This is a genomic window from Gordonia alkanivorans NBRC 16433 (assembly GCF_000225505.1).
Lineage (GTDB): Bacteria > Actinomycetota > Actinomycetes > Mycobacteriales > Mycobacteriaceae > Gordonia > Gordonia alkanivorans.
On record NZ_BACI01000120.1, the window covers coordinates 173664 to 187649 of the forward strand.

The 13986-nt window shown below is 64.4% G+C and carries 12 protein-coding genes and 1 pseudogene; 4 read left to right on the forward strand and 9 right to left on the reverse strand.

The window, feature by feature from the left end; all coding sequences use genetic code 11:
- Positions 1–45: 45 nt before the first annotated feature.
- Both trxA and GOALK_RS22530 read left to right on the forward strand, forming a co-directional pair.
- On the forward strand, positions 46–384 hold the full coding sequence (gene trxA, locus GOALK_RS22525; protein WP_006361161.1) for a thioredoxin: 339 nt from the start codon (positions 46–48) through the stop codon (positions 382–384).
- Between the two features lie 271 nt (positions 385–655).
- Positions 656–1789 carry an N-acetylmuramoyl-L-alanine amidase gene (locus GOALK_RS22530; protein ID WP_006361162.1) on the forward strand — a complete coding sequence of 378 codons (1134 nt, stop codon included), beginning with the start codon at positions 656–658 and terminating at the stop codon, positions 1787–1789.
- Here GOALK_RS22530 and GOALK_RS22535 read toward each other — a convergent pair.
- From GOALK_RS22535 to rpmH, 9 genes and pseudogenes are all read right to left on the reverse strand, one after another.
- The gene (locus GOALK_RS22535; protein WP_006361163.1) at positions 1734–2594 is read right to left on the reverse strand and encodes a hypothetical protein; all 861 of its coding nucleotides are present in this window, start codon (positions 2592–2594) and stop codon (positions 1734–1736) included. The genes GOALK_RS22530 and GOALK_RS22535 overlap by 56 nt on opposite strands.
- A 147-nt stretch (positions 2595–2741) precedes the next feature.
- Entirely contained in the window at positions 2742–3779 is a 1038-nt protein-coding gene (locus GOALK_RS22540; RefSeq protein ID WP_006361164.1) for a ParB/RepB/Spo0J family partition protein, read from the reverse strand.
- Between the two features lie 34 nt (positions 3780–3813).
- Entirely contained in the window at positions 3814–4770 is a 957-nt protein-coding gene (locus tag GOALK_RS22545) for a ParA family protein (RefSeq protein ID WP_006361165.1), read from the reverse strand.
- Positions 4771–4995: 225 nt separating this feature from the next.
- Positions 4996–5697 carry a 16S rRNA (guanine(527)-N(7))-methyltransferase RsmG gene (gene rsmG / locus GOALK_RS22550; RefSeq protein WP_006361166.1) on the reverse strand — a complete coding sequence of 234 codons (702 nt, stop codon included), beginning with the start codon at positions 5695–5697 and terminating at the stop codon, positions 4996–4998.
- 1204 nt (positions 5698–6901) lie between these two features.
- A complete protein-coding gene (locus GOALK_RS22555; RefSeq protein ID WP_035753894.1) occupies positions 6902–7561 on the reverse strand; it encodes a Jag family protein in 660 nt (219 codons plus the stop codon).
- Positions 7562–7605: 44 nt separating this feature from the next.
- On the reverse strand, positions 7606–8796 hold the full coding sequence (gene yidC / locus GOALK_RS22560; RefSeq protein ID WP_006361168.1) for a membrane protein insertase YidC: 1191 nt from the start codon (positions 8794–8796) through the stop codon (positions 7606–7608).
- Between the two features lie 27 nt (positions 8797–8823).
- A pseudogene (yidD, locus tag GOALK_RS22565) lies at positions 8824–9302 on the reverse strand (membrane protein insertion efficiency factor YidD).
- Positions 9299–9730: a ribonuclease P protein component gene (gene rnpA / locus GOALK_RS22570; protein ID WP_035754031.1), complete on the reverse strand. Its 432-nt coding sequence runs from the start codon at positions 9728–9730 to the stop codon at positions 9299–9301. The pseudogene yidD and the gene rnpA overlap by 4 nt, the downstream one beginning before the upstream one ends.
- Before the next feature lie 43 nt (positions 9731–9773).
- Positions 9774–9917 carry a 50S ribosomal protein L34 gene (rpmH, locus tag GOALK_RS22575; RefSeq protein WP_005200386.1) on the reverse strand — a complete coding sequence of 48 codons (144 nt, stop codon included), beginning with the start codon at positions 9915–9917 and terminating at the stop codon, positions 9774–9776.
- 515 nt (positions 9918–10432) lie between these two features.
- On the opposite strand from rpmH, the gene dnaA reads away from it, so the two are divergent.
- Together dnaA and dnaN are read left to right on the forward strand one after the other, a co-directional pair.
- On the forward strand, positions 10433–11965 hold the full coding sequence (dnaA, locus tag GOALK_RS22580; protein WP_006361171.1) for a chromosomal replication initiator protein DnaA: 1533 nt from the start codon (positions 10433–10435) through the stop codon (positions 11963–11965).
- An 848-nt stretch (positions 11966–12813) separates the two neighbouring features.
- Positions 12814–13983 (forward strand): DNA polymerase III subunit beta, encoded by a 1170-nt coding sequence (dnaN, locus tag GOALK_RS22585; RefSeq protein ID WP_006361172.1) that lies wholly within the window; start codon positions 12814–12816, stop codon positions 13981–13983.
- Positions 13984–13986: the final 3 nt, after the last annotated feature.

A 13986-nucleotide genomic window follows, 5' to 3' on the forward strand; every position in this document is an offset into this window, starting at 1 on the left:
CCTTTCCAACTTCATTCTCTGAGTCCATCTGAGGAGGACATCACCATGGGTGCAAACACGGTCGTCGTCAACGACACCACTTTCAAGGACACCGTCCTCGGTGCCGACAAGCCGGTTCTGGTCGACTTCTGGGCGACCTGGTGCGGCCCGTGCCGCATGGTCGCCCCGGTTCTCGAGGAGATCGCGCGCGACCACGGCGACAAGCTCACCATCGCCAAGCTGGACGTCGATGAGAGCCCGGCCACCGCGCGCGACTTCCAGATCATGTCGATCCCGACCATGATCCTGTTCGACAAGGGTCAGCCGGTGAAGACAATCGTGGGGGCCAAGGGCAAGGCGGCACTGCTCCGCGAGCTCGATTCGGTGGTCGGCCAGTCGGCCTGACCTGCATTTTCTTCTGATCCGCGGCGAGAGTCCGACGGGTGAACGACGTTGTCGTGGGCCCGCGGGCTCTCGTCGTTGGTAGTCTCGGCCCGGGTCCCCGACCATGAGGGACACGAGCCGACAACGACGCCGCTGGACCTGTTCCAGTTTGGTGTAGTGAACTTCAGCTGAGAGAATGCAGGCTGATGCTGACCGGTGCCGCAGTGATGTGGTCCGCCAGATCTCGCCGGCAGGGCGTCACCCTGCCGCGATTCGTACGAGGGGTGACGACATGCCATTGTTCCGACTTGGGGATCACGGCTCGGCGGTGGCCGAGATCCGCGCCATCCTGGTCGGGCTCGGTCTGTTGCCCGAGGGTGGGGAACCTGTTTTCGACGAAGCCTGTGACCGGGCACTTCGGGCGTTCCAGCAGCAGCGCGGTCTGATCGTCGACGGAATCGTCGGACCCGCGACCTACCGGGTTCTTCGCGAGGCCTCGTATCGTCTCGGTGCCCGTGTGCTCTCGTACCAGCTGTCGGCACCCATGGTCGGCGACGACGTCGCGACCCTGCAGCATCGACTCCAGAACCTCGGCTACTACACCTCGCTCGTCGACGGAATCTTCGGGCTCAACACCCACAACGCAGTCTGTCTGTACCAGAGTGAATACGGTCTGGCGTCTGACGGGATCTGTGGTCCGGCGACTCTGCGGTCTCTCGAGCGTCTCGGCACGCGTGTGACCGGTGGTTCGCCGTATGCGATCCGTCAGGAGGAGCAGGTTCGACGCTCCGGTCCGCAGCTGTCGGGCAAGCGGATCCTCATCGATCCGGGTTCCGGCGGGCTGCATCCGCTGTCGACCGGTGACCTCGCCGAACGCGAATCCGATCTTCTCTGGGATCTGGGAGCGCGTCTCGAGGGCCGCATGGCCGCCGCCGGGATGCAGACCTTCCTGTCTCACGATGGTCGGGGCCGGCCGGGTGACAACGAACGCGCCCGAGTCGCGAACCTCATGGACGCCGACCTGATGATCTCGCTGCGTTGCGGTCATTACCGCAACGTGCAGGCCAACGGCGTCGCGTCGTTCTACTTCGGCAACAACCAGAACTCTTTCTCGACGATCGGTCGCAATCTCGCCGGGTTCATCCAGCGCGAGATCGCCGCTCGCACACCGCTTGCCGATTGTCGGACGCACGAGCGCACGTGGGATGTCCTGCGGCTCACCAGAATGCCGGTCGCCCTCATCGACGTCGGCTACATCACCAACCCGGATGATGCCGCGGTCCTTGCCGATTCGGATTGGCGCAATGTCATCGCGGATGCCATCCTGGTGGCCGTGAAGCGGTTGTACCTGCTCGATCAGGACGATCGTCCTACGGGCACTTACACTTTCGCGGACCTTCTGGCTGCGGAGAACGCTTCGCGCTGACGCGCCCCCGACCGGATCCCACCGGGACAGCTGTGCGCTGCCGTCCGATGAGATCGATCTCGGCCATCACCACAAGCTTCTCCAGGGCGCTCTCCACCTCGAACTTCCAGCCGAGTCCTTGGTCGAGCTCCAGACGGAACCGCGGAAAGCGGTGATGCGATGAGACGACGTCGAATCCGGAGTTCTTGAGGAACGACGCGTCGATCATGCACGTGGTGCACAAGTCCGCCTGTGAGTCCTCGAGAATCTCCCGCGCGACTTCGATGATCTCTTCGTCCGTCCAGAAATCGAGATCGGCGAGACCTCCACCGGCGACGGCCCCACCCGTCTCCGAAGATCCGGATGGTGTGGCACCGAGCGTCGAGCCGAACTCGGCCCCGCCGGCACCGTTGCGAACCAGTCCGAAGGATTCGACCGCGCGGACACCGCGGCGAATCAGATCACCGACGACTGCGTCGAGCAGAATCGTCGCGACTTCCTCGTGGCCCGGCTCGGTTCGGATGCTTGTGAGTAGTACGGCATCGTGACTGACCGGGGAAGTGGGGAAGTGCTGCGAGCGAGGCACCCTGTTCGGCGGTGCGTAGAACGCCGTACCGATGACGGAGTTGGTCGTTGATTCGATCGCGACCTGTCCGCACGCGCCCCACTCGAGCAGCAGCCCGGAGATCCAGGCCTCCTTGTCGAACTCGCTCTCGTAGGACTCACCGTTGGTGGTCGGTTCGACTTCCCAGAAGACACATCGCCGGGTGTGGTGGGGGAGCGACTCGAAAGATCCGAGTTCCAGCCGCACAATCGACACGCTCATGTCACCTAGCTCCGAACCGAAGACCTGAATCTACGAAACATATTGGGCTGCAGACCATTTCGAAATCCAGGTCGCCGCTTGATCCATCAATCGTCACTGTGACATTACTTCCGCATCCGGCTGGTACCGAGAATACCGCGGTGGAATTCACTTGTTCGGATCGATGAACTGAACGATGCGTTCCAAGTCATCAACCGATCCGAACTCCACGACAATCTTCCCTTTCCGCTTCCCTAGACTGACTGTAACCCTGGTGTCCAGGCTGTCGGACAGTCTCTCGGCGAGGTCCTGGAGTCCAGGCATCTGCATCGGCTTGCGCTTGGGTGCGGCCGGCTTCGCCTCAGGTCCGTCCCCGCGGTTGGCGAGAGTGACAGCTTCCTCGGTCGCGCGAACCGACAGGCCCTCGGCAACGATTCGCGCGGCGAGAGCCTCCTGTGCGTCGCTTCCTGTCTCGAGGGCGAGGAGGGCGCGAGCATGCCCAGCGGACAGAACGCCCGCCGCGACTCGTCGCTGGACCGGGATGGGCAGCTTCAGCAAGCGGATCATATTGCTGATGAGCGGGCGTGAGCGGCCGAGCTTGGCTGCGAGCTGTTCGTGGGTGACACCGAACTCTTCGAGAAGCTGTTGGTAGGCGGCCGCCTCTTCCAACGGATTCAGCTGAGCGCGGTGGATGTTCTCGAGCAGTGCGTCGCGCAGCATGTCGCCATCAGCTGTCTCGCGGACGATGGCCGGGATGGCCTCGAGACCGACCTCCTGGCTCGCCCGCCACCGGCGCTCACCCATGACGATCTGGTAGGCGACACCGTCAGCCGTCGGCTCTTTCAGGCGCCGTACGACGATCGGCTGCATCAAACCGAACTCGCGGATCGAGTGGACCAGCTCGGACATCTGCTCGTCGTCGAAGACCGTCCGGGGCTGGTTCGGGTTCGGCTGAATCTGTTTGGGCGGGATCTCCCGGTAGACGGCGCCGGCCTCTTCGCGGCTCAATACGTCGACCGCTGAGGCGCCGGCAGGGGAGGAATGGCCGTCGACGGCAGGCGACGGGCCCTTCCCGATGACGACGTCGGCAGCGGCGTTGCCCAGTCTGGGAGCGCTCGACTGGTCCTCGGTGGGACCGGTCGGAATGAGTGCGGCCAGTCCACGACCGAGTCCGCCTCGTCGCTGCGCGGTGTCCCGTTGACTCATGCCTCTACCTCCACTCGGAACCGGATCTGTGTCGTCATGCCTGAGCGCTTTCCGCTGCGCCGCGGAGAGCCAGTTCGCGCGCCGCATCCAGGTAACTCATCGCGCCACGTGAACCGGGATCGTACTCGATGATCGTCATCCCGTAACCGGGTGCCTCGGACACCTTCACACTGCGGGGGATGATCGTGCCGAGCACCTTGTCGCCGAAGTGGCGACGGACTTCTTCGGCCACCTGGTCGGCCAGCTTGGTCCGACCGTCGTACATCGTTAGGACGATCGTCGACACGTGCAACTCGCGGTTGAGGTGCGCCTGAACGAGCTCGATGTTCCGGAGAAGCTGTCCCACGCCCTCGAGTGCGTAGTACTCGCACTGGATCGGGATGAGGACCTCACGGGCGGCGACCATCGCGTTGACGGTCAGCAGGCCGAGTGACGGCGGGCAGTCGATGAAGACGTAGTCGAGCTGATACTCGGCAAGCACTTCGTCCGAGAGGGCGTTGCGGAGCCTGTTCTCGCGCGCCACCAGGGACACGAGTTCAATCTCGGCACCGGCCAGATCGAGTGTCGCGGGGACGCAGAAGAGACCCTGTTGGCTCGGCGACTCCTGGATGGCCTCCTGGAGCGTCACCTCTCCGAGGAGGAGTTCATAGACGGAGGCGATGTCCTCGGCGCGATGGTCGATACCCAGGGCCGTACTCGCGTTGCCCTGCGGGTCGAGATCAACGACGAGCACGCGAAGTCCACGCAGAGCCAGACCGGCAGCCAGGTTCACCGCAGTGGTCGTCTTGCCGACGCCACCCTTCTGGTTCGCGACCGTCATGATGCGGGTTTGCTGCGGGCGGGGGAGTTGGCCGGCACCGCCAGGTGTCAGGACCTGACTCGCGCGCTCCGCAGCCATGGCGATCGGGGTGTCGGCGTATGGTTCGCCCGCGACGTGCGGGGCTCCAGCGGGTGGCGTTTCACGTGAAACGTTCGGGTCTTGCTCGACCACGCGGGCACTCCTTTGACCTACTTGGTAGGCGTTCGAGTTGTCGGGTCCAGGGGACGTCGCCCCGGTTCCAACTGATGCAGAATCGTCAACGGCAGCGCGCTGAGTCGCACTGCCAGGACGCTTTCTATTCTGCGCCTTACGCGGACTCCATACCAATTCAGAACTCCCTCTGTGTGACACCGTCGGCACAATCGGCCGCACTACCGCGGATGATCCAGGCGATGCTCATCGCCGTCGCTGCTTTCTCGCGGCCCGCTCTGCCTTCGTCCCCACCACGACAGTCGTCGGGGTCTCGAGTATGGCCCCGCACGTGATTACCCGGAGGTCACTGATTCCGGTCCTCCCGACGACCGCGCGATCCCGCTCGATCTCCTCGGCCGCAGACGATCCCTTGATCGCGATCATCCGTCCGCCCCCACGAACAAGGGGAGCGGACCATTTGGCGAGCCGCTCAAGCGGTGCGACAGCCCTGGACGTCACCACGTCCGCAAGACCTACGCCCGCGCGGACCGCCTTCTCCTCCGCACGGCCGCGGACGACTGCCACGTTCTCGAGGCCGAGGGTCTGGACTGCTCGCTCAAGGAAGGTACTACGACGAAGCAGCGGCTCGATCAGAGTGATGGACACATCCGGCCGTGCGATGGCGAGCGGTAAACCGGGTAGGCCCGCACCGCTCCCGACGTCGAACACGATCTCGTTCTTCTCGATCAGTTCGCCGATGACTGCACAGTTGAGGATGTGCCGATCCCACAGACGAGGAACCTCTCGGGGTCCCATCAGGCCGTGGTCGATGCCATCGGTGGCCAGAATTCGCCAGTAACCCTCCGCCAGTTCCTTACGTTCACCGAACACCGCGTCCGCCGAGGCCGGCGGGGTCTGCAGTGAATCAAGGTCGGGATGGTCATCGGGTTGAGCGTCTGACGACACTGCGCCTCCGTTTCTAGTTGGTCCTATGACAGTGTTTCACGTGGAACCTGGCGGGACTCACGGTCGGTGCACATGGAGCCCGGAGGCACATTTCTCACGTGAAACCACATTGGTGTTATTCGATGGACCGCTGAACTCGTAGTCGCATGACCGGAGCAGAGTTGCCGATCCACGGCCCGGCGGACGAGTCGTTGGTCATGACGCCGAATCCAAACGCCCAGTTCTAACTCAATCGCTTGTCGTGCCACAGCTGGATCCGGTCGACGAGAGAGGAGCCCGGGGAAGCACTGTCGGATGCTCACCGCTACGCGTCATCACGGCACGGCGGCTTCTGGGGGGAGGGGAGCAGTCAACTCGCGATGCGGGCCTGCGCACCGACTCAACCCCGTCTGCTCTCAACCCCATTTGCTTCGTACCTCTCAAGTGTCCCTCACGATGGACGACGCTTCGCGGCTCGGACGCCGACGAGATCTCAATCGGTCGCGAAAGGGTTGGATGAATCGGGGCCGGCAGAACGGGGCATTCATTACGGTGGCGGGGCCTAGGCACGCTTCTCGACTTCGGGCCGAGCGACGCCGCGTACACCGCGCTGGTTCCCGTGGACCTCAGCACCGCCCCGTTTCACGTGAAACCAGATCGGCGACAGATGACGCGAGTCATGTCGCTGCCCGCCACGAAGGGCGACATCTACCATCATGCGAGCCTGCCAGCACTCACCGGCCCGCAACCAGACCGGCACACTCACTAGAACCTCGGCTTCCTATGAAGGGACCGGTGAGAGTCTCTGTGGGGGGGACACTCCACAATCAGCATCGCACTTCGATTGCATCGAACCCGCGAACGGATGGCCGCCAAGGGATGCAGACGGATTCGCGGAGTCGCATCGGGCCGCAATGAGCCGATCCAAAATGAAACGACACGTGACAAATCAAGCCCGATGACTGAGGTCGCGGAGATCCGGTGCCATAGTTGGCCGGAGGGCGTCGAATCGACGGCTCTTCGCCGCGCACGAGAACCCATAACGTCCCCTCACGCGAGAACTGACGAAGGCCCCAAAGACCGACGTTTCACGTGAAACAACACCCCTGTAATTTCTCGCAGCCATTCGAGCGTCGGGAACCTTGAAGGGGAGGGGAGCCCGGAAACGACTCAGGCCCCGACCGACGGTCGGGGCCTGAGTGCAACTTGGTAGTCCGGGCGACTACTACTCGGGGAGGACCACCACGCGACGCTTGGGCTCGGCGCCCTCGCTCTCGCTCACGACACCGTCGACGGCGGCGACCGCATCGTGGACGATCTTGCGCTCAAACGGAGTCATCGGATCCAGCGCCTCGCGCTCGCCCGACTTGAGGACGCGCTCGGCGACCTCGCGGCCGAGACGGGCCAGGCGGTCACGACGATCGGCACGCCACCGGGCGATGTCGAGCATCAGCCGGCTGCGCTCACCGGTCGCCTGCTGGACCGCGAGACGGGTCAGTTCCTGCAGGGCGTCGAGAACCTCACCCTTACGGCCGACGAGCTTCGTCAGGTCGTCACCGCCGTCGATGCTGACGACGGCACGATCACCGTCGACATCGAGGTCGATGTCTCCGTCGAAGTCGAGGACGTCGAGCAGCTGCTCGAGGTAGTCGCCCGCGATCTCGCCCTCTTCGACGAGGCGATCTTCGTCGTCCTCGTCATCGTCCTCGTCGTCGTCCTCGTCATCGTCGAAGTCCTCGGCGGACTCGTCGGTGACGTCGGTGTCGGCAGCGGTGTCCGCGCCGGTGGACTCGGCGGTGGACTCGGTCTGGTCTTCGGTCGTGGCCTTGGCGTCGTCCTGCGCCTCGGTCTCGGTTCCGGTTTGAGTTGCAGTCTCTGCTGTCATCTCATTCACCTAACTGTGTGCTTCTTCGAACAAGTCTTGTGCGGTCATCGCTTGCCGCGTTTCTTACCGCTCTTGGCGGTGGACTTCCCGCCCCGGTTGGGGGGTTGCTTCTTGGAACCCGGACCGGCGCCGGCGTTCGAGCGCGTCGGTTTCTGTCCCGGCTTCGGCTTCGCGCCCGGCCCGGAGTCCGTGGCGCCGCTGGGGGAGGAGTCGCTCGTCGCATCCGCGTCGTCGGTCGCACCCGCCTTGGTCATGGACACCGCTGTCGTCTCCGAGTTGCCGGATTCGTCTGCGGCTGCATTGCGTTTCTTCTGGCGGTCCGGACGCACACCCGGCTTGGGGGCATTCGCCTTCAGCTTCTCCTGCTTGAGGAGCTTGGCCTCTTCCTCTTCCTTGGCGATCTTGCCGAAGACCAGGTGCTGCTGGCCGTAGGTCCAGATGTTGTTGCTCATCCAGTAGAGGAGGATCGCGACGGGGAAGAACGGACCGGTGACCAGGATGCCGATGGGGAAGATGTAGAGCGCGAGGTTGTTCATCATCCGCGTCTGCGGATTCTCCAGTGCAGCCTCGGGCTGACGCTGCACCGAGGCGCGCGAGTTCATGTGGGTGGCGATCGAAGCGACGATCATCATCGGCACCACGACGTAAGCAATCTGCGGGCGGGTGAAGTCGATCGGGGCACCCGGCTCGACGAAGGCCTGGAACTCGGTCGACGGTTCGACGAGATACGACGACAACGGGACGCCGAACAGGCGCGCGTCGAGGAAGTTCTGCACCTGCTCCGCGCTGAATACGTAGTTGCCCTGCGACCGGGTCTCGGCGGCGCTCATGCCGAGCTGCCCCATGCCGGTGCCCATACGGTTGAACGAACGCAGCACGTGGAACAGACCGATGAACACCGGGATCTGCAGCAGCATCGGCAGACAGCCGAGCATGGGGTTGAACCCGTGCTCCTTTTGGAGCTTCTGCATCTCTTCGGTCATCTTGACCCGGTCCTTGGCGTACTTCTTCCGAATCGCCTGGAGCTGCGGGTTGATTTCCTGCATCTTCTTCGTGGTGCGAATCTGCTTCACGAAGGGCTTGTAGAGAATTGCACGCAGGGTGAAGACGAGGAACACCACGGACAATGCCCAGGCGATGCCGTCGCCACCGGGACTGGCGGGCGTGACGTAGCTGAAGAGCCAATGCCACACCCACATGATCCCGGACACCGGGTAGTAGATGAAGTCGAGCACGGGTCAGTACCCCTTACTTGTTGTTCTCTAGGTGGAATCGTTCCGCCGGGACGGTGGCTGATGGGTCCGGCCATCGTGGGCCGACTGCGGCCCGCCGGAGAGTTCACGGATCCGGCCGCAGAGATCGCTCCACAGTTCGCGGGGACCTTTGTCGGGAACCGGGTCGTATCCGGGCTTGTGCCACGGACCGCACTTGAGGAGCCGGACCGTCGCCAGCAGAGAGCCGTACAAGAAGCCGTGACGTTCGAGGGCCTCCACTGCATAACCCGAGCAGGTCGGTTCGAACCGGCACGTGGGCAGCCGCAGCGGCGATACCCAGGTCCGGTAGAGCTCGATGAGAAAGATGACCGTGCGGCGGGGGAGCAGATGGGCTACCCGGCGCATCCGGGCGATGACGGTGAGCTGATCGTCCGCGTCCGCGGGCGAGTCGGTCCGAGTGTTCGGAGTCGACGATGACGGGGTGGGGAGGGGGCCGATCCACGGTCATTCAGCTCGGCGTCGATCATCGTCCGACACCCGCCCCGGTCGGTGTGCCTGCGGTGGGCGTCATCTCGATGACCCGCCGGCTGGTCAAAGCCGATCGCAGTTGATCCGCCAGTTCTTCACTGGTCCTGTCCGCGGCGCCGCGTCGAGCGCGGATCACCACGTATGTCTCGACGGCCGGACAGAGATGCCGCGTAGCCGCGAACGCGGCCCGCAGCCGTCGTGCGACGGCATGGCGGACCACGGCGTTGCCCACCGACTTACTCACGACAAGGCCGAGCCAGGGTCCACCTGTCATGGCGACGTCGCGGCGTAACCCGGTCGGATCCGGCCACTGTGGGCCGACCGGTGCCAGGTGTACGACGAAGTCACGAGCATTCACCCGCGCACCGGACTTCAGGGTGCGTGAGAAGTCGGATCCACGAGAGATCCGATGAGAAGACGCAGTCATCATCAGCTGACCGGACCCGGAGGATCCGGTGGGTAGCCGACGATCAGGCGGTGAGCTTCGCGCGGCCCTTGTTACGGCGGCTGCTGACGATCGCACGGCCGGCGCGGGTCCGCATACGCAGACGGAAGCCGTGCACGCGCGAACGACGACGGTTGTTCGGCTGGAAAGTACGCTTGCCCTTGGCCACGGTGACTCCTTGTGCTCCCTGTGAGCACGCCGGTTACCCGCACGTGACCCACATGTTGTCGTTGGTCGTTGATCCAGGACGGTGCCGAACTCTTGTCGGTGATGAACTCGGCGAACATGACAAAACGCCGCGCAAATCCGCAACCTGGATGACCAGTCGAGACTACTGACAGCGCGCGCTCAAATCAAACGCGGTCGTCGGGGCAGCAGAACAGTCTCTCACCAGGTGTGTTCTGGAGCACGCGGATCGCGACAATCAGTCTGAACGAGTCAATTGTCCCGATCGCTTTGTAGCCCGCCGACACCTCTGTTAGGTTCTGTCAGAGCGTCGGCCACGAACCCCCGCCGGACACCAATGAAGTGTCGCCGGGATCCGAGGTTACCGACCAAAGTCCCAAGTTCGTCATCACCGTTGTACACAGGTGTGGATAACTCTGTGGAGAGATGCGGTCGATGACGTGGGGTGCCCCGGCCCGCGTCAACGCTGGTAGTTTTCCGGGTCAGGAGGCCAGCCCCGTGACTTCAGACCGCGACACATTCGGTGAGGTGTGGCAACAGGTCGTCGCCGAACTCAACGACGACGAAGCCGCACGTGACCACGAACCACTGACCCGCCAGCAGAAGGCGTGGCTGTCACTGGTCCGACCCCTCACCCTGACCGAGGGTTTCGCCCTCCTCACCGTGCCGACCGCTCTGGTCCAGGAACAGATCGAGCGGAATCTGCGCGAGACGATCCGTTCCGTGCTGAGCCGTCACCTGAACGAGCCGGTCGATCTCGGCGTCCGAATCCAGACACCCCGCAACGACGAGCCGATGCCCGAGCCGGCCGCGCCCGAACCCCGCGTGGTCAACGGCGCGGCGCCGGTCGACTACTCCGCGGTCCCGGGCGCGGCGATCGGTGCCGGCTTCCCGGCGACCCCGGGCGCCGGACCCGCGCCGGGTGGCGACACCGGCCGGCCGTCGGGCGACTGGGCCTCGTATTTCGCCGAGCGGCCGACCAGTACGCCGTCGCCGTCGGGCGCAAACCTGAACCCCAAGTACACCTTTGACACTTTCGTCATCGGTGCGTCGAACCGCTTCGCGCACGCGTCGGCGGTCGCGGTGTCCGAGGCTCCGGCACGGGCATACAACCCGCTGTTCATCTGGGGAGAGTCGGGACTGGGCAAGACCCATCTGCTCCACGCGGCCGGGCACTACGCCCAGCGCCTGTTCCCCGGGATGCGCGTCAAGTACGTCTCGACCGAGGAATTCACCAACGACTTCATCAACTCGCTGCGCGACGACCGGCGGGTGGCGTTCAAGCGTCGCTACCGCGACGTCGACGTGCTGCTGGTCGACGACATCCAGTTCCTCGTGGGTAAAGAGGGTATCCAGGAAGAGTTCTTCCACACTTTCAACACGCTTCACAACGCGAGCAAGCAGATCGTCATCTCGTCCGATCGCCCGCCGAAACAGCTTGCAACACTTGAAGATCGGCTCCGTACGCGATTCGAGTGGGGACTGATCACCGACGTCCAGCCGCCGGATCTGGAGACCCGCATCGCCATCCTGCGCAAGAAGGCGCAGATGGACAACATCGCCGTGCCCGACGACGTCCTCGAGCTGATCGCGTCGAAGATCGAGCGCAACATCCGGGAGCTCGAAGGTGCGCTGATCCGCGTGACGGCGTTCGCCTCACTCAACGACGCCGCCCTCGACAAGTCGCTTGCCGACGTCGTGCTGCAGGCGCTGCTGCCCAACTCGGGCACCCTCGAGGTCAGCGCCGCCAGCATCCTCGCGATCACCGCCGAGTACTTCGACATCTCGGTCGAAGAACTGCGGGGCCCCGGCAAGACGCGATCCATCGCCCAGGCACGTCAGATCTCGATGTACCTGTGCCGCGAGCTCACCGACCTGTCGCTGCCGAAGATCGGCGAGACGTTCGACCGTGACCACACCACGGTCATGTACGCCGAACGCAAGATCCGCAAGGAGATGGCCGAGCGCCGCAAGGTGTACGACCACGTCCAGGAGCTGACCGCCCGCATCAAGCAGCGTGCGGTGGGCTGACACTCCTCTTCTCTGCTCTCCACGCGCCTCTCGTGCCTTGCACGGGAGGCGCGTTTCGTGTGTCAAGGGCGTGTGCAGGCCTGGACGCCGTCATATCCCGATTCCTGAGGTGCGAGCGTGGGGGAGCCTCAGAGGGGCGAGACGGCGCACTGGGCCTTCGAGGCTCGTCGCCACGCTCCTCGCACCTCAGGCAGCGGTAGCCGGCTCTCGCACCTCGCTCCTCGCACCTCAGGCAGCGGTAGCCGGCTCTCGCACCTCGCACCACCCGGGAAGAGATGACACCACTGTCCGCCGGCCCCGCACGGACGTCGGATCCATCACCGAGAACCACAACTCTGTTCCCCGGGTCGAGACTGACACGTCGATCTTCTGTGTTCTCGCACACTCGGATCGGCCGTCTGGAATGACAATTTTCAGGTCCTGAGGCTGTGGATCGGCATGGGATAACAGCCGAAGACCTGTGCACCGACGGTGGACGCCGCGCGAACAACAAGTTTTGTCCACAGACTCTTTGGATTCGACTCAACGACGCTCCACCGGTCATGCACACCCGCGCACCCCGTCCGACTGGCCCGATGTAACTGTTGTCCACAGATTCCACAGTTCCTATTACTGAGATGGATCCCTCTCTAAAGAGAAATCTTTTGTAAGAAGGACTGTGCACAAACACCCATCCGCGGGCCCTGCAGGCCCGTCCTCCCGGATGGACTGAGTTGGCCCCAACCATCCCGGCATCGGCGGTCGCGTTCTACAGTGGGATTCCCGGATGTGGGACGTGATCGACCATGCCGTCGTTTCGGCTCCGGCATGCCGACGATCCGCACGAGAGAGAAGGGCAATCTCCCAGCATGAAGTTCCGTGTCGCACGTGACGAGTTCGCTGATTCCGTCGCCTGGGTTGCTCGAAGCCTGCCCTCTCGTCCGCCGGTACCGGTTCTGGGCTGTGTGGTGCTCAACGTCGGCGAGACCGGTCTGACCGTCTCGGGATTCGACTACGAGGTCTCGGCCCAGGAGAACCTGGGTGCCGAGGTGGCCGAGCCCGGCCAGGTGCTGGTCTCCGGTCGCCTGCTGGCCGACATCACCAAGGCCCTGCCCAACAAGCCCGTCGACGTGACCCTTGACGGCTCCCGCGTTGCGATCACCTGCGGTAGCGCCAAATTCTCCCTGCCGACGATGCCGGTCGAGGACTACCCGCAGCTGCCCGACGTCCCGGCCATCACCGGCACGATCCCCTCACAGCTGTTCGCCGAGGCGATCTCCCAGGTCGCCGTCGCCGCCGGCAAGGACGACACCCTGCCGATGCTGACCGGCGTGCGCGTCGAGATCGAGGGCAACTCCGTGGTCCTCGCGGCCACCGACCGTTTCCGCCTTGCTGTGCGCGAATTGCAGTGGGAGCCTTCGGACCCCGACACCAAGGGGGCGGTTCTGGTCCCGGCCAAGACGCTCTCCGAAAGCGCCAAGACCGCGGGCGCCGAGGGCACCGGCGTCGTCTCGCTGGCCTTCGGCAGCGGTGCGGCCATCGGATCCGACGGCATCCTGGGCATCCTCGGCGAGACCAAGAAGACCACCACCCGCCTGCTCGACGCGGAGTTCCCGAAGTTCCGCCAGCTGCTGCCGGCCAGCCACACCGCGGTCGCGACCATCGACAGCGCTCCGCTGATCGAGGCGATCCGCCGCGTCGCTCTGGTCGCCGAGCGCGGTGCGCAGGTCCGGATGGAGTTCACCGAGGGATCCGTGCTCCTCACCGCCGGTGGCGACGAGGCGGGCAAGGCCGAGGAAGAGCTGCCCGTGTCGTTCCACGGCGAGCCGCTGACCATCGCCTTCAACCCTGGCTACCTGCAGGACGGTCTGTCGGCGATCAACGCCGACAGCGTCGACTTCGGTTTCACCACCCCGAGCCGTCCGGCGGTCCTGCGTCCGGCCAGCGGCGAGGATCCGGTCGCCGACGAGTCCGGCGCCTACGTGGCCCCCGAGAGCGCGTTCAGCTACCTGCTGATGCCGGTCCGCCTGCCGGGCTGACCC